The organism is Streptomyces sp. Ru73 (assembly GCF_002920575.1).
Classification (GTDB): Bacteria; Actinomycetota; Actinomycetes; order Streptomycetales; family Streptomycetaceae; genus Streptomyces.
Genome location: NZ_PQSQ01000018.1, coordinates 36,715 through 53,330, shown reverse-complemented (window position 1 = coordinate 53,330; position 16,616 = coordinate 36,715). Strand labels below are relative to the sequence as shown.

Here is a 16,616-nt window from a genome sequence, read left to right as displayed (position 1 = left end):
AAAAGAGCCAAGTCAATTGTGCCCACAGACCGCCGCTATGCACGACACACGGTGGCGGTCGAAGGTTGTGCTCGCTCAGCGCCCCAGCTTGCCGCGCACCATGCCGACCAGCGCGTTCAGTTCTTCGATGCGCATCTTCTTCGCGGCGGCGTAGAACACCACCAAAAGGACGGCACCGCCGCCGACCAGCGCGACGAGTGACCCCAGGACGCCGGTGCCCAGCCCCTGGATGATCCCGTAGACCGCGGCGCCGGAGAAGAGGGTGGCAGGGACGCTCGCGCCGGCCAGCCGGGCGTACGTACGCACCACGTGCGCCCCGTCCAGGTCGCCGCCCATCCGCCGGCGCAGCCGGCGCCACGCCACGCCCACGCCGACGATGTACGCCAGGCCGTACGAGGCAGCCATGCCCACCACGGCCCACCGGACGGGCAGAACGAGGTAGCACAGCGCGGAGGCGGCGGCGTTGACCGCGGCGACGATCAGGGTGTTGTAGAAGGGCGTGCGGGTGTCCTCGTACGCGTAGAAGGCGCGGAGCACGACGTACTGCACGGAGAAGGGGATCAGGCCGAGGCCGAAGGCCATGAGCATGTAGCCCATGGAGACGCCGGCGCCGGACCCGGCGAAGATCAGCGTGCACATCGGGATGCCGAGGGAGAGGAAACCGAAGGCGATCGGCACGATGGCCACGGCCGAGGTGCGCAGGCCCTGCGAGATGTCGTCGCGGACGGCTCCCACGTCGCCGTCGTGCGCGGAGCGCGACAGGCGCGGCAGCAGGGCGGCCATCACGGAGACGGTGATGATCGCCTGCGGCATGTTCCAGATCAGCTGGGCGTTGGAGTACGCCATGTAACCGGTGCCGGGGGCGCCCTGTCCGGCGGCCTTCTCACCGGCCAGCGTGGAGAGCTTGGAGACGACGAGGGCACCGGCCTGGTTGGCGAGCACGAACAGCAGGGTCCACTTGGCGAGCTTGGCGGCCTTGCCGAGGCCATGGCCCCGCCAGTCGAACCGCAGCCGCAGCTTGAAGCCGGCGTCGCGCAGGTACGGGATCATCGCCAGCGCCTGGACCACCAGGCCCAGCAGGGTGCCGATGCCCAGCAGCCGGATGCCGGCTTCGGGGATGGTCGTCACGCCGATGTGCGAGGAGCTGGCGGTGCCGTAGACCCAGATGAACAGCCCGAAGGTGCTGATCATGACGACGTTGTTGAGGACCGGGGTCCACATCATCGCGCCGAAGCGGCCGCGGGCGTTGAGCACCTGGCCCATGACCACGTGGATGCCCATGAAGAAGATCGTGGGCACGCAGTACCGGGTGAAGGCGACGGCGACCTCGAAGCTGGCCGAGTCGGGTGCGAACCCGGACATGGCCCGCACCAGCCACGGCGCCGCGAACACCGCCACGACGGTGAGGACGCCGAGGATCACCATCACCAGGGTCAGCAGGCGGTTGGCGTACGCCTCGCCGCCGTCCTCGTCCTCCTTCATCGACCGCACCAGCTGCGGCACGAACACGGAGTTCAGGCCGCCGCCGATGGTCAGGATGAAGATCATCGTGGGCAGGGTGTAGGCGACCTGCCAGGAGTCACCGAGGACGGCAGCGCCGAGCGCGGAGGCGATCAGCGCGGACCGCACGAAACCGGTGAGCCGGGACACCATGGTGCCCGCGGCCATCACGGCGCTGGACTTCAGCAGGCTGCCCGCCTTGCCGCCCGACCGCTCGGCGGGCTCCGGCGTCTCCGCGGCGGGGACCGGCTCGGGCTCGGCCGGGGGCACGGCCTGCGGTCCGCCCGTCGGCTCGTACTGTCCGTTCCCGGGCCCGTACTGCTCGCCGGCGGGCCGGTACGGCTCACCGGACGGCTGGCCCTGGTAGGGGCCGGGGCCGCTGTTCTGGGCCGGGGGCCGTTGCGGCTCCGGCGCCCGCTGGTCGCGGTAGAGGTGCGCGAAGGCGTCGGGCTCCGGCGGCCGGTCGGCGGCCTGCGTGATCAGGTCGTCCACGCCGACGAACTGGGTGGTCGCCGTCACGTCGCCGTACGACAGGTGCCGGCCGGTGCCGTGCTGCTCGGGCGCGGGCGCCGGCCAGGCCTGCGGATCGGACGCCGGGGCGGGCCAGCCCTGCGGATCGGGCGTGTGCCGGGGGGCCGGCGGCTGCTGGTACGGCGGCTGGGGCGGCCCGGCCTGCGGCGGATGGGCCGCACGGTCGTGCAGCGCGTCGGCCACCGGGTCGTGGGCCGTCGGGTCCTGCGCGGGGAAGGGCGCCCGGGAGTAGGCGTCCTGCACGTACGGGTCCGGACCCTGCGGCTGCTGTGGGGTCCGGTCTGCGGCGTCGTCGCCCGCAGCCCGGCCGCGGTCACCGTCGTACGGCGCGTTCATAGCTGCCCCACCTCATCCGTCGCCGGCCATCCGGCCCCGCCATGTATCAACGGTCCACTTTCTCACCTGAGCCGGACGCGTCCGTGTTTTCCGAACCGGTGTCCGGCCCCGGGTCACCCGGCTGCCCGGATCCGCCGTCCCCCGCGGGCCGGCCGTCCTGGCCGGTGCCGTCGTGGCCCGTGCCGTCGCGGTCCGGGGTGCCGTCCCCGTCGTCCGAGCCGGCGCCGCCGTCGTCCGTACCGGTCCCGCCGTCCGCACCGCCGTCGTCCTCACGGGCCGCGGCGCGCTTGCGCTGGAGGTAGATCCGTACGCCGGCGAGGACGAGGAGCAGCACGCCGCCCGCGATGACGAGCATGACCGTAGCGGTGATCTCGGTGACGTTCACCTCGAAGGTCATCGCCCGGCCGTACCGCTTGCCGTCGGCGGTGAAGAGCTGTGCGGTGACCTGCACCGGTCCGTTCGCATTCGCGGTGGTGTCGAACTTGAAGGACTGGCTGTGGCCGCCCTCGACGTCGATCGTCTGGGGTTCGCCCACGTCCAGCCGGTTTGGCTGGGACGAGGTGAGCCGCAGCGTCATGCCCTTGACGCCGCGTACGAGGTTGTTCTGCACCGTGACCGGAATCGTGGCGCTGCGGCCGGAAAGCGTGGCGTCCGACTTCTGGATCAGGTGGACCTTGGTCGTCAGACCGTCCAGATAGCTGCGGACGGACTTGCGGAATGCCGTGGCGCCCTTCGCGTCGCCGCGCCACTCCGTCGAGATCATCCGCATGATCGCGTTGCCGAAGGGCGTCTCCACGCGCCACGGCTCGGCCAGGATGACCTTGAAGTCGTCCAGCGCCGTACGGGTCTCCTGCGCCTGCCGGAAGGCGGCCGCCGGAAGCTCCTGCTTGCGCAGCGACGACGGGTACGACGCGACGCCGGGCACCTGGCGGGTGGCGTTGGGGTCCGGCTTGGCCTTGGCCGCGTCGCTGAGGTCCTGCGCCTCGGCCCAGCCGCTGTCGTCCAGGGCGCGCACGGCCTTCGCCATGGCCTGGGCCTGGCTCGCGGTGGGCATCCGCTGCGGCGCCACGACGATGCTGCGCTGCCGCGAGGGGTCCTGGAGATTGACCATCAGCGACTGGGCGAGGAAGTTCTGCACCGCCAGGTTCGCGGCTCCGGCCTTCGACAGGTCACCGGTGAAGGCGGTGGACAGGCCGGCGTCCGCCACCACGGCGGTGTTGCCGCCGCCGATGGGCCGGGCGGAGGTGGGGGTGTAGGACAGCCGCTCCCGCATGCTGTCGCTGCGGGCGATGACGTGGTGCGCACCGGCGGAGGTGGCCACGTCCACGACGGAGGAGTCCACGGCGCCGTCGACCGGCCAGGCGAAGTCGGTACGCGCCTTCACGCCCGGCAGGACGGTCTCCACGGTCTTCGACGCGAGGTCGGTGGCCGGGCCGAGGTGGCTCAGCGCGCTGGGCACGATCCGGCCCTTATGAGCCAGAGAGGCGATGTCGGGGTCGCCGAACGGCAGCGCGACCACCTCGTGCGCCTGGATGGCCTGCTCCAGGTCGCTCAGCCACTGCTTGGCGACTTCCTGGTTCCGGCCCGGCCGGGTCGTGCCGTGCGGCCCCTCGACCTTGTAGCGGCCGGTCATGGCGTCGACGGTGGCGAGCAGGTCGGGATCGACGACGAAGGTGACCGGCAGGTCCTTGCCGAGCGCGACGAGCTGCTGGAGCCGGCCGCCGGGGGCGATCTCGGCCGCCAGCTTGTCGTCGCGGAAGATCGGCGTCTGCTGCTCGTCGCCCTCGGTCTCCGCGGTGAGGTGCGTCTTGGAGATCAGCGGCCACATGTACGTGAGCTTGGTCTTCTTCGACGCCTCGGCCTCCTGCCAGGGCAGGAAGGTGCGCTCGATGCCGAGCACCTGCTGGTACGGGGCGCCCTGGGAGCGGCCCGAGAAGGAGACGCCGAGCTGGTAGACGCCGTCCTTGCTCAGGTGCAGCTTCTTGACCGGGACGCGGAGGGAGAAGGACTGTGAGACGCCGGGAGCCAGCTTCTTGATCTTCTCGGTCTTCCCGCCGACCTCCTGGCCGTCCAGGCTCGCGGAGTAGCCGGTGCGCCGGGCGACGTCGTCGATGGAGCTGCGGTTGTTCAGTACCGGTCCGCGGCGCAGTCCGATGTGGCCATCGGTGATCGTCGTGCGGCCCTCGTTGGTGATGCTGCCGGTGACGGTGACCGCGTCGTCGTCCTTGCCGGCGGCCGGCGGGGAGAGCGAGTCGATGTCGACGTCGACGGTGCGGGAGCCGGAGGGGGCGGCGTGCGCCTCCTGCGCGGCGGGTACCTGCAGCAGCCCGGCCAGCAGCGGCGCACCGGCGACGAGCGCGGCGGCGCGTCGCAGCCATCGTCCACGCGGCCGTTCGGTCACCGGAAACCCTGCCGCCTCGGCCACGCGCTCGCCCGTCCCTCGTCGTCGTCAGTGGTCGTCGCTGTCTGCGTCCACGCATGGTAACGATGACTGCTGTGCCGAAGTGCCGCGGACTGCTCCACCTGATCAGAGGGCGCCGGTCTCCGGTGGCTTGTCCCCTTTATACGGCTCCGCTTCGCGCGCGTCCGTCTCCGGGCGCGCGGGCACGTACCCTGTCCTGTTGTGCCGAACGCCAACAATGACACCCACGCCCCGCAGACCGAGCGCAGCGCAGAGTCGACGCAGGCGCTGAACCAGGTGCAGCGCCGCGCCGTCAGTGAGCTGCTGCGCGTGTCCCCCGTCGCGGACGACCTGGCCCGCCGTTTTCAGGAGGCCGGGTTCACCCTCGCCCTGGTCGGCGGTTCGGTACGGGACGCCCTGCTCGGCCGGCTCGGCAACGACCTGGACTTCACCACGGACGCCCGCCCCGAGGACGTACTGAAGATCGTGCGGCCGTGGGCGGACGCGCTGTGGGAGGTCGGCATCGCGTTCGGGACCGTCGGCTGCAAGAAGAGCTCCTTCGACATCGAGATCACGACGTACCGGTCGGAGGCGTACGACCGCACCTCCCGCAAGCCCGAGGTGTCCTACGGCGACTCGATCGAGGACGACCTGGTGCGCCGGGACTTCACGGTGAACGCCATGGCGGTGGCGCTCCCGCAGAAGGAGTTCATCGACCCGCACAACGGCCTGGAGGACCTGGCGGCGCGGGTGCTGCGCACGCCGGGCACCCCGCAGGAGTCCTTCTCCGACGACCCGCTGCGGATGATGCGCGCCGCGCGCTTCGCCGCACAGCTGGACTTCACGGTGGCGCCCGAGGTGGTGGCCGCGATGAAGGAGATGGCGGACCGGATCGACATCGTCTCCGCCGAGCGGGTGCGTGACGAGCTCAACAAGCTGCTCCTGGGCGCGCACCCCCGCAAGGGGCTGACGCTCCTGGTCGAGAGCGGCATCGCCGACCGGGTGCTGCCGGAGCTGCCGGCACTGCGGCTGGAACGTGACGAGCATCACCGTCACAAGGACGTCTACGAGCACTCGCTGACCGTCCTGGAGCAGGCCATCGACCTGGAGGAAGACGGTCCGGACCTGGTGCTGCGGCTGGCGGCGCTGCTGCACGACATCGGCAAGCCGCGGACGCGGCGGTTCGAGAAGGACGGCCGGGTCTCCTTCCACCACCACGAGGTGGTCGGCGCGAAGATGACCAAGAAGCGCATGACCGCGCTGAAGTACTCCAACGAGATGGTCAAGGACGTCTCGCGCCTGGTGGAGCTGCACCTGCGCTTCCACGGCTACGGCACGGGCGAGTGGACGGACTCGGCGGTCCGCCGGTACGTACGCGACGCGGGCCCGCTGCTCACGCGGCTGCACAAGCTGACGCGCTCGGACTGCACCACGCGGAACAAGCGGAAGGCCAATGCCCTCTCGCGGGCGTACGACGGGCTCGAGGAGCGCATCGCGCGGCTGCAGGAGCAGGAGGAGCTGGACGCGATCCGGCCCGATCTGGACGGCAACGACATCATGCAGGTGCTGGACATCGCGCCCGGCCCACAGGTGGGCAAGGCCTACAAGTACCTGCTGGAGCTGCGGCTGGAGAACGGCCCGATGGGCCGGGAGGCGGCGGTCGAGGCCCTCAGGGAATGGTGGTCCGCGCAGAGCTGACCCGCGGCGGCCGGGCATCCCGGCCGCTCATGTTTCACGTGAAACGTCACGCGCATCGCCCCGGTCGTCTCTCGGCCGGGGCGATGTTTCACGTGAAACACGCGACCGCGCCATGGCGACGGCCACGGTCAGATGGACCACCGCCACGCCGATGATCAGAGCGGGGGAGCGACCGTCGGGCGGCAGGACGAGGGCTGCCACGCCGGCCGCTCCGACGAAGGCGGTGTGGAAGAGCACGTCGTAGAGGGCGAAGACGCGGCCGCGGAACGCATCGTCGACGACGCGCTGTACCTCGGTATCCGTGGCGATCTTGGTGCCCTGCGTGGCGAGACCGAGGACGAAGGCGGCGATGAGCACCGGTACGAGCGCGAAGGACAGGCCGAGCGCGGGCACCAGCACGGCGGCGGTCCCCGCACACACCGCGATCCAGCCGGTGGCGGTCAGCCTCGCCACTGCCCAGGGCGTCACCACCGCGGCGGCGAAGAACCCGGCGCCCGACACGGCGACCGCGAGCCCAAGCGTCGCCATGCCGTCCGGCCCGTTCGCCGGCCAGTAGGCGCGGCACAGCATCAGCACGGTGATGGTCAGCGCGCCGTAGCAGAAACGCATGAAGGCCATGGCCGCCAGCACGCGGGCGGCGGACCGGCGCTTCGCGAGATGGGACAGTCCGGCGCTGAGGCCGCGCGCGGTGTCCAGCAGGGCGTCGGTGAGGCGCGGCGACACCCGGCGCGGCTCCGGGCCGAGGAGGCCCGGGGGAATGCGCAGCGCGACGCCCGCCGCGCAGAGGTAGAGGACGGCGCCGAGGAGCACGGCGGCCATGTCGGACTCCAGGCCGGCGAGCCGTACCGCGAAGGCGAGACCGCCGCCGGCGGTCGCGGCGAGCGTGCCGGCCGTGGGGGACAGGGAGTTGGCCACCACCAGCGCTTCGGCGTTGTCGACGACCCGGGGCAGGGCTGCCGAGAGCCCGGCCAGGACGAAGCGGTTGACCGCGGTGACGCTGAGCGCGGAGGCGTAGAAGAGCCAGTCGGGGGCGCCGGCGAGGAGCAGCAGCGCAGTCACGGCGGCCAGGACCGTGCGCAGCAGGTTGCCGTGGAGCAGGACCTGGCGGCGGCGCCAGCGGTCCAGGAGCACGCCGGCGAACGGGCCGAGCACGGAGTAGGGGAGCAGCAGCACCGCCATGGCGGAGGCGATGGCCGCGGGGGAGGTCTGCTTCTCGGGCGAGAAGACGACGTAGGAGGCGAGGGCGACCTGGTACACGCCGTCGGCTGCCTGGGAGAGCAGCCGGACGGACAGTAACCGGCGGAAGTCGCGGCGGCGGAGGAGTACGCGGAGGTCACGCACGGCGGGCATGGGCCACAGCCTCACACAGGCCGCGGGCCCCTGGGGAGACTCCCAGGGGCCCGCGGTCAGGACGGTGCGGTCGCTGCGTCAGCGCTCGACCTCGCCCTTGATGAACTTCTCGACGTTGTCCCGGGCCTCGTTGTCGAAGTACTGCACCGGCGGGGACTTCATGAAGTACGAGGAGGCGGAGAGGATCGGGCCGCCGATGCCGCGGTCCTTGGCGATCTTCGCGGCGCGCAGCGCGTCGATGATGACGCCCGCGGAGTTCGGGGAGTCCCACACCTCGAGCTTGTACTCCAGGTTCAGCGGGACGTCACCGAAGGCGCGGCCCTCCAGGCGGACGTAGGCCCACTTGCGGTCGTCCAGCCAGGCCACGAAGTCCGACGGGCCGATGTGGACGTTGTCCTCGCCCAGTTCGCGGTCGGTGATCTGGGAGGTGACGGCCTGCGTCTTGGAGATCTTCTTGGACTCCAGGCGCTCGCGCTCGAGCATGTTCTTGAAGTCCATGTTGCCGCCGACGTTCAGCTGCATCGTGCGGTCCAGGATGACGCCCCGGTCCTCGAAGAGCTTGGCCATCACGCGGTGCGTGATGGTGGCGCCCACCTGGGACTTGATGTCGTCACCGACGATCGGGACGCCCGCCTCGGTGAACTTGTCCGCCCACTCCTTGGTGCCGGCGATGAAGACCGGGAGGGCGTTGACGAAGGCCACCTTGGCGTCGATGGCGCACTGGGCGTAGTACTTCGCCGCGTCCTCGGAGCCGACGGGGAGGTAGCACACCAGGACGTCGACCTGCTGGTCCTTGAGGACCTGGACGACGTCGACGGGGGCCTCGTCGGACTCCTCGATGGTCTGGCGGTAGTACTTGCCGAGACCGTCGAGGGTGTGACCGCGCTGGACGGTCACGCCGGTGCGCAGCACGTCACAGATCTTGATCGTGTTGTTCTCGCTGGCGCCGATGGCGTCGGCCAGGTCGAGGCCGACCTTCTTGGCGTCGACGTCGAACGCAGCCACGAACTCGATGTCACGCACGTGGTAGTCACCGAACTGCACGTGCATCAGACCGGGCACACGGCTGTCCGGGTCGGCGTCCTTGTAGTACTCGACGCCCTGTACCAACGACGCGGCGCAGTTGCCCACACCGACGACGGCTACGCGAACCGAACCCATTCCGGTTGCTCCCTGTTTGTTCTCGACGCGGCTCCGCGGACGCGGAGCCTCATGTATCGGTGTCATCGGACGGATCCGGCCGTGAGCCACCCCGGTGCCGGGGCAGGCCACCCGTCTCTCCTGACGCGTTCCGGTCCGGCGCTGCGGAACCCGGGGCACGCTGGTCGCGCCCGGTCCGCTCGCTCTCGATCAGCTCGTTCAGCCAGCGCACCTCGCGCTCCACGGACTCCACGCCGTGTCGCTGCAGCTCGAGGGTGTACTGGTCGAGTCGCTCACGGCGGGCCAGCGAGGAGCGCATCCTTTCGAGGCGCTCCTCCAGGCGGCTGCGCCGGCCCTCCAGTACGCGCATCCGTACGTCGCGCGAGGTCTGGCCGAAGAAGGCGAAGCGGACACCGAAGTGCTCGTCCTCCCAGGCGTCGGGCCCGGAGTGGGCGAGCAGCTCCTCGAAGTGCTCCTTCCCCGCGGCCGTCAACCGGTAGACGATCTTGGCCCGGCGCCCCGCGAGTGATGCCGCGGGAGCCCCTTGAGCCGGTCCTCCCCCGGTCTCCTCGGTCAGCCAGCCGTTCGCGACCAAGGACTTCAGGCAGGGGTAGAGGGTGCCGTAGCTGAACGCCCGGAAAACACCCAGCGAAGTGTTGAGTCGCTTCCGCAGCTCGTACCCGTGCATAGGGGACTCGCGCAGCAGGCCGAGCACGGCGAACTCGAGGATGCCGGACCGTCTGCTCATCCTCCGCCTCCCCAGCTGTTACGCGTTCCTTATGCCGAGCTGATGTATCGACTCGATACATCCAGACGATAGAACGGCACCTCCGGCGGGACAAGGGGAGGGGCGGTGAACGGGATCACATCGCCGATTCACCTTGGTCAACGTGACTGATTTGGAGTGAATTCCGAGCCTGGGCAGGTTTTGGCCGTGCGTAGTCTGTGCGGCATGCAGACTGCCGGGAACCAGGTGGCGAGAAGTGACGTCTCCGTCCCCGGTGTAGTGCGGCCCGTACTGCGACCATTGCGGGCCGTGTTGTCGGGGGGACCTGAAGTGAATTGCCGCCTTCAGGCGATGAGATAGCGCGCCTGCCCGAGGAGTAACCGTTCCATGAGCGAGCACCGTCGCAAACCGCCGCAGCCGCAAGGTGGCGGACGTGCCGCGGCCCGACGCGCCGCACAACAGCAATCAAGTGGCCGCCGTGCCGCGCCGTCGCGCGGCGCGGCCAGGGGTTCAGCCTCCGCCGCCTCCCCGTCCGGCGCGCCTGGGGAGGAACCTCCCTACCAGGGGCGGGCGGCGGCACGCCGGGCTGCCCAACGCGGCGGGCGCAGGCGGGCGGCCGAAGCGACGGCCGCAGGAGGTCGCGGCCGCCGCGCCGGTGGCGGCGACGGCCGGCCGCCCAAGAAGCGGTTCATCGACTACCCCCGTGCGGGCAAGGACGGTGCACGCCGCTGGGTGCCGTCCTGGCGCCTGGTGCTGGGCAGCTGCCTGGGCTTCATCGCCCTGGTGCTCGGCCTCTCGGGCATCGCGCTGGCGTACGTCGACGTGCCGAACCCCCAGAAGCTGTCGCAGGTGCAGAAGAACGTCTACTACTGGGGCGACGGCAAGCAGATGGTCGTCGCCGGTGGTGGTGAGCTGAACCGCCAGATCGTGCCGTACAGCGACATCCCCAAGTCGATGCAGAACGCCGTGGTCTCCGCGGAGAACGCCTCGTTCTGGACCGACTCGGGCGTCGACCCGATGGGCATCGCCCGCGCGGTGGTCAAGATGGCCATGGGCGGCGAGACCCAGAGTGGTTCGACGATCACCCAGCAGTACGTGAAGAACACGTACCTGAACCAGGAGCAGACCCTCAAGCGCAAGATCACCGAGCTGTTCATCTCGATAAAGGTGGGCGGCTCGGTCGACAAGCGGGACATTCTGAGCGGCTACCTCAACACGGCGTACTACGGGCGTGGCGCCTACGGCATCCAGGCCGCGTCGCGGGCCTACTACAACAAGGACTGCACGGACCTCACCACGGGTGAGAGCGCCTTCCTCTCCTCGCTGCTCAACGGCCCGAACCTGTACGACCCGTACGTCACGACGGAGTCCAAGAACGCGAACCTCAAGCGGGCCCAGGCACGCTGGTCGTGGACGCTGGACCGGGAGGTCGAGACGGGGCACCTGTCCAAGGCCAAGCGGGCCGAGATCGCGCGGCAGGGATTCCCGAAGCCGCGGCCGCCGAAGAAGGCGATGGACCTGCGCGGCCAGAAGGGCTACCTCGTCGACCTGGCCAACAACTACATCACCGCCAACACCAACATCTCGGAAGCCGAGCTGAAGCAGGGCGGCTACGCGATCCACACCACCTTCGACCGCAAGAAGATGAGCCAGCTCACCAAGGCGGTCGAGAACGTCTCCAAGAAGGCGCTCAAGCCCGAGCAGCGGGCGGTCGACAAGTACGTCCAGTTCGGCGGGGCCTCGGTCGAACCGAAGACCGGCAAGATCAAGGCGATCTACGGCGGCAAGGACGCCACGGAGCACTACACCAACAACGCCGATTACACCGGCGTCCAGGTCGGCTCCACGTTCAAGCCGTTCGTCCTGGCAGCGGCGATGGACAAGGGTGTCCGGGACCCGCACAACGGGGCCGTCCGTACCCCTGTGTCGCCGAACAGCATGTACAACGGCGACAACAAGCTGCGGCTGCTGAACTACGACCGGACCGTGTGGCACGACCGGGACGGCAAGGAATGGCACCAGGCCAACGACGGCAATGAGGACAAGGGCCGGATCAGCCTGCGGACCGCCATGCAGTTCTCGGTGAACACGCCCTACATCCAGCTGGGCATGGACGTCGGCCCGGAGGTCGTGAAGCAGGAGGCGATCGCCGCCGGCCTTCGGGACGACAACAGCATGGCGCGGACGACGCCGACCTTCTCGCTGGGCACCTCGGCGCCCAGTGCGATCCGCCTCGCCGGTGCGTACGCCACCTTCGCGGCCAGCGGTGAGCAGGCCGACCCGTACTCCGTGGAGTCGGTTTCCAAGGACGGCGCCGAGGTCTACAAGCACGAGGAGAAGACCAAGCAGGCCTTCGACCCGAACGTGGCCAACAACGTCACGGACGTGCTCAAGACCGTGGTCAAGAAGGGCACCGGTACGGCGGCGCAGCTGCCGGACGGCCGCGAGGCGGCCGGTAAGACCGGTACCACCGACGACAACAAGTCGGCGTGGTTCGCGGGCTACACCAAGCAGCTCGCCACCACGATCGGCATGTGGCGCGTCAATGACCAGGCGAAGTCGCAGAAGTTCCTGAAGATGTACGGCGTCGGTGGCGAGGAGAAGATCCACGGAGCGTCGTTCCCCTCGGAGATCTGGCGCGACTACATGATGCAGGCCATGCAGGGCGAGCCGATGCTGCCGTTCCCGCAGCCGCAGCCGATCGGCAAGGTCGTCTACGGCGAGAGCGCCAGCCCGACGCCGACGCCGACCAAAACCGAGGAGCCCTCGGACAAGCCGTCGGAGAAGCCGTCGGAGACTCCGAGCGACGAGCCCTCCCCCACGGAAACGCCGACCGAGACCTGTTCGCCGTGGGACCTCGGCTGCAAGGACAGCGGTGGCCAGGACGGTGGCGCCACCGGCGATCCCGGCGGCTCCGGTGACGAGCCCTCGCCGCCGGCGACCGAGACTCCCGGCACCGATGACGGCGGCGGGTTCTTCGGAGGCCCTGACGGCTTCAACAACTGACCGCACGCTGTTTCACGTGAAACGCTCGACTGGTTTCACGTGAAACGGCGGAAGCCGAACCAGAAGCCCCCGCCCGGCATGCCGGGCGGGGGCTTCGCCGTCTGTGGCACAGGGTCGTGCGGCAGGATGACCCCCATGACGAGCGTGCGAGAGGACGAGCCCGTACCGCCGACGCAACGGGACGAGGTGGCGGCGGCCGGAAGCGAGCTGATCGGCGGCCCGCTCGGACGCCGCGTACTGCTCGGTGCGAGCTGGTGGACGCCGGTACGCGTCATCGCCCTGGTGGCACTCGGGATGTTCGCGCTGGGGATGGTGCAGAAGCTGCCCTGCTACAACGGCGGCTGGTTCTTCGGCGCCACCAGTCAGTACATCCACGCCTGCTATTCCGACATCCCGCACCTCTACGTCGGCCGCGGCTTCGCCGAGAACCTGGTTCCGTACTTCGACCGCATCCCCGGCGACATGCAGTACCTCGAGTACCCGGTGCTCACGGGCGTCTTCATGGAGGTCGCCTCCTGGATGACCCCGAGCGGCGGCACGGTGCAGCACCGGGAGCAGATCTACTGGCTGGTCAATGCCGGGATGCTCATGGTCTGCGCCGCCGTCCTCGCGGTCTGTGTGGCCCGGACCCACCGCAACCGGCCCTGGGACGCTTTGCTCGTCGCCCTGGCCCCCGCCTTCGCGCTCACCGCCACCATCAACTGGGACCTGCTCGCCGTCGCCCTGACCGCCGTGGCGCTGCTGCTGTGGTCCCGCAGCCGTCCGCTCGCCGCGGGTGTCTTCATCGGGCTGGCGACCGCCGCCAAGCTCTACCCGGTCCTGCTGCTGGGCCCGGTGTTCGTCCTGTGCTGGCGGGCCGGCAAATGGCGCGCGTTCGGCGCGGTGGCGGGCGGCGCGGTCTTCTCCTGGCTGGCGGTGAATCTGCCAGTGATGCTGCCGGCCTGGGACGGCTGGCAGAAGTTCTACACCTTCAGCCAGCAGCGCCCGATCGACTTCGGCTCCGTCTGGCTGCTGATCTCCCAGCGCACCGGCAATCCGCTGGAGCACGCCAACACGTACGCGACGCTGCTGATGATCGTGGGATGCGGGGCCATCGCACTGCTCGCCCTCTACGCACCGCGCCGCCCGCGCCTGGCCCAGCTGGCGTTCCTGGTCGTCGCGCTCTTCATCCTGACCAACAAGGTCTACTCACCGCAGTACGTGCTCTGGCTGATCCCGCTGGCCGCGCTGGCCCGGCCGCGCTGGCGGGACTTCCTGGTCTGGCAGGCCTGCGAGGTCATGTACTTCCTCGGCATCTGGCTGTACCTCGCCTACACCGGCAGCGGGGACAAGCACCAGGGCCTGCCGACGGAGGGCTACCAACTGGCCATACTGCTGCATCTGTTGGGCGTCCTGTACCTGTGTGCCCTGGTGGTCAGGGATGTCCTCCTGCCCGATCGTGACGGGGTGCGCAGGGACGGCACCGACGATCCCTCGGGCGGTGTCCTGGACCAGGCGCCGGACGTCTTCGTGCTGGGGCGGCAGCTCCACGCCCCGCCGCACGCCGTCCCGCACGAGGGCATGGCCCGGGTCGAGTGGGGCCCGGCGCGGGACTGAGGCTCCGGGGCCCGGCCCCCGGCGCCGCAGGCCGGAGAAACGCGGCGGGCCCGGGTGTACGGCATTGCGTGCCGTACACCCGGGCCCGTATTCGTCGGTGCCGTAACCCGCTGGTCAGCGGTCCACGAGGCGGTCGAACTGGGTCGTGGTGTGCCGCAGGTGGGCCACCAGCTCCTCGCCGACCTTCGGCTCGGGCGCGTCGCTCGGCACGAACAGGATGGAGACCTGCATGTGCGGCGGCTCGGCGAACCAGCGCTGCTTTCCGCCCCACACGTACGGCGAGAGGTTGCGGTTGACCGTCGCCAGGCCCGCCCGCGCCACGCCCTTGGCGCGCGGCATCACGCCGTGCAGGGCCTTGGGCGACTCCAGGCCGACACCGTGCGAGGTGCCGCCGGCCACGACGACGAGATACCCGTCCGAAGCCGCCTTCTGCTGCCGGTACCCGAACCGGTCGCCCTTGGCCACGCGGGTGACGTCCAGGACGGAGCCGCGGTACTCGGTGGCGTCGTGGTCGCCGAGCCAGAGGCGGGTGCCGATGCGGGCACGGAAGCGGGTCTGCGGGAACTGGGCCTGCAGCCGGTGCAGCTCGTCGGCCTTGAGGTGGCTGACGAACATGGTGTGCAGCGGCAGCCGCGCGTTCCGCAGCCGGTCCATCCAGCCGATGACCTCGTCGACCGCGTCGGTGCCGTCGGTGCGGTCCAGCGGCAGGTGGATGGCGAAGCCCTCCAGCCGTACGTTCTCGATCGCCGAGGCCAGCATCGGCAGCTCCTCCGGCAGGACGCCGTGCCGCTTCATGCTGCTCATGACCTCGACCACGACCCGGGCCCCGGCCAGCCCGCCGAGCCCCTGGACCGAGGAGACCGAGCGGATGGCCCGGTCCGGCAGCGGCACCGGCTCCTCGCCGTGCCGGAACGGCGTCAGGACGAGCAGGTCACCGCTGAAGAAGTCCTTTATGCGGGCCGCTTCGTAGGTGGTGCCGACCGCCAGCAGGTCGGAACCGAGGCGGGTCGCCTCGTCGGCGAGGCGCTCGTGGCCGAAGCCGTAGCCGTTGCCTTTGCAGACCGGGACGAGTCCTGGGAACTGCTGCAGCACCTGCTGCTGGTGCGCCCGCCAGCGCGCGGTGTCGACGTAGAGGGTGAGCGCCATGGCCGGCCCGTGAACCTTTCTCGTGACGGTGGTCGTGGATCTGTGGGGAATGTCGCGGGCGAGCGGTCAGCGCCGCGACATGTAGATGTCCAGCGCCTTGTGCAGGAGCTTGTTCAGGGGGAAGTCCCACTCGCCCAGGTACTCGGCCGCCTGCCCGCCGGTGCCGACCTTGAACTGGATCAGACCGAAGAGATGGTCCTTCTCGTCCAGGGAGTCGCTGATGCCGCGCAGGTCGTAGACGGTCGCGCCGAGCGCGTAGGCGTCCCGCAGCATCCGCCACTGCATGGCGTTGGAGGGACGGACCTCACGGCCGATGTTGTCGGACGCGCCGTAGGAGTACCAGACGTGTCCCCCGACGACCAGCATCGTCGCCGCGGAGAGGTTCACGCCGTTGTGGCGGGCGAAGTACAGCCGCATGCGGTTGGGGTCCTCGCTGTTGAGGGCCGTCCACATGCGCTGGAAGTAGCTCAGCGGGCGCGGCCGGAACTGGTCGCGCACCGCGGTGATCTCGTACAGCCGCTGCCACTCGGGGAGGTCCTCGTAGCCGCCCTGGACGACCTCGACGCCGGCCTTGTCGGCCTTCTTGATGTTGCGGCGCCACAGCTGGTTGAAGCCCTTGTGGACGTCCTCCAGGGAACGGTTCTCCAGCGGCACCTGGAAGACGTAGCGGGGCTGCACGTCACCGAAGCCGGCCCCGCCGTCCTCGCCCTGCTGCCAGCCCATGCGGCGCAGGCGGTCGGCGACCTCGAAGGCGCGGGGCTCGATGTGGGTGGCCTCCACGTCCCGCAGCCGTTTGACGTCCGGGTCCTGGATGCCGGCCTTGATCGCGGCGGCGTCCCAGCGGCGGATGACGACCGGCGGGCCCATCTTCACGGAGAAGGCGCCCTGCTGCTTCAGATGCGCGAGCATCGGCCGCAGCCAGTCCTCCAGGTTCGGGGAGAACCAGTTGATGACGGGGCCTTCGGGCAGGTACGCGAGGTACCGCTTGATCTTGGGCAGCTGGCGGTAGAGGACCAGCCCGGCGCCGACGAGCTGCCCGGTGGAGTCGAACCAGCCCAGGTTCTCCGAGCGCCACTCGGACTTCACGTCGGCCCAGGCCGGAACCTGCATGTGACTCGCCGCGGGCAGACTCTGGATGTATGCCAGATGCTGCTCTCGACTGATGGTCCTCAGGGTCAGGCTCAT

10 protein-coding genes are annotated in these 16,616 nt (G+C 69.9%); 3 read left to right on the top strand and 7 right to left on the bottom strand.

The window, feature by feature from the left end; all coding sequences use genetic code 11:
* Positions 1–75: 75 nt before the first annotated feature.
* Entirely contained in the window at positions 76–2,367 is a 2,292-nt protein-coding gene (murJ, locus tag C3486_RS11310; protein WP_103832491.1) for a murein biosynthesis integral membrane protein MurJ, read from the bottom strand.
* A 46-nt stretch (positions 2,368–2,413) separates the two neighbouring features.
* The gene (locus tag C3486_RS11305) at positions 2,414–4,768 is read right to left on the bottom strand and encodes a DUF6049 family protein (protein WP_258052709.1); all 2,355 of its coding nucleotides are present in this window, start codon (positions 4,766–4,768) and stop codon (positions 2,414–2,416) included.
* 222 nt (positions 4,769–4,990) lie between these two features.
* Between C3486_RS11305 and C3486_RS11300 the strand changes: the two genes are divergently transcribed.
* Complete coding sequence (locus C3486_RS11300) at positions 4,991–6,466, top strand: CCA tRNA nucleotidyltransferase (RefSeq protein ID WP_103832490.1); 1,476 nt, start codon at positions 4,991–4,993, stop codon at positions 6,464–6,466.
* 27 nt (positions 6,467–6,493) lie between these two features.
* On the opposite strand, the gene C3486_RS11295 is transcribed toward C3486_RS11300, so the two are convergent.
* The 3 genes from C3486_RS11295 to C3486_RS11285 form a co-directional block, all read right to left on the bottom strand.
* Positions 6,494–7,816 (bottom strand): MFS transporter, encoded by a 1,323-nt coding sequence (locus C3486_RS11295; RefSeq protein WP_103832489.1) that lies wholly within the window; start codon positions 7,814–7,816, stop codon positions 6,494–6,496.
* 78 nt (positions 7,817–7,894) lie between these two features.
* Positions 7,895–8,977 carry an inositol-3-phosphate synthase gene (locus tag C3486_RS11290; protein WP_103832488.1) on the bottom strand — a complete coding sequence of 361 codons (1,083 nt, stop codon included), beginning with the start codon at positions 8,975–8,977 and terminating at the stop codon, positions 7,895–7,897.
* 49 nt (positions 8,978–9,026) lie between these two features.
* Positions 9,027–9,704, bottom strand: a complete 678-nt coding sequence (locus C3486_RS11285; protein ID WP_103832487.1) for a PadR family transcriptional regulator — start codon at positions 9,702–9,704, stop codon at positions 9,027–9,029.
* A 366-nt stretch (positions 9,705–10,070) separates the two neighbouring features.
* On the opposite strand from C3486_RS11285, the gene C3486_RS11280 reads away from it, so the two are divergent.
* Both C3486_RS11280 and C3486_RS11275 read left to right on the top strand, forming a co-directional pair.
* Entirely contained in the window at positions 10,071–12,689 is a 2,619-nt protein-coding gene (locus tag C3486_RS11280) for a transglycosylase domain-containing protein (RefSeq protein WP_103832486.1), read from the top strand.
* Between the two features lie 135 nt (positions 12,690–12,824).
* The gene (locus C3486_RS11275; protein WP_103832485.1) at positions 12,825–14,285 is read left to right on the top strand and encodes a glycosyltransferase family 87 protein; all 1,461 of its coding nucleotides are present in this window, start codon (positions 12,825–12,827) and stop codon (positions 14,283–14,285) included.
* Positions 14,286–14,399: 114 nt separating this feature from the next.
* Here C3486_RS11275 and C3486_RS11270 read toward each other — a convergent pair whose 3' ends face one another.
* Both C3486_RS11270 and C3486_RS11265 read right to left on the bottom strand, forming a co-directional pair.
* Positions 14,400–15,431, bottom strand: coding sequence for an alanine racemase (locus C3486_RS11270; RefSeq protein WP_103832484.1), 1,032 nt, complete (start codon positions 15,429–15,431; stop codon positions 14,400–14,402).
* Positions 15,432–15,497: 66 nt separating this feature from the next.
* A complete protein-coding gene (locus C3486_RS11265) occupies positions 15,498–16,616 on the bottom strand; it encodes a peptidoglycan bridge formation glycyltransferase FemA/FemB family protein (protein ID WP_103832483.1) in 1,119 nt (372 codons plus the stop codon).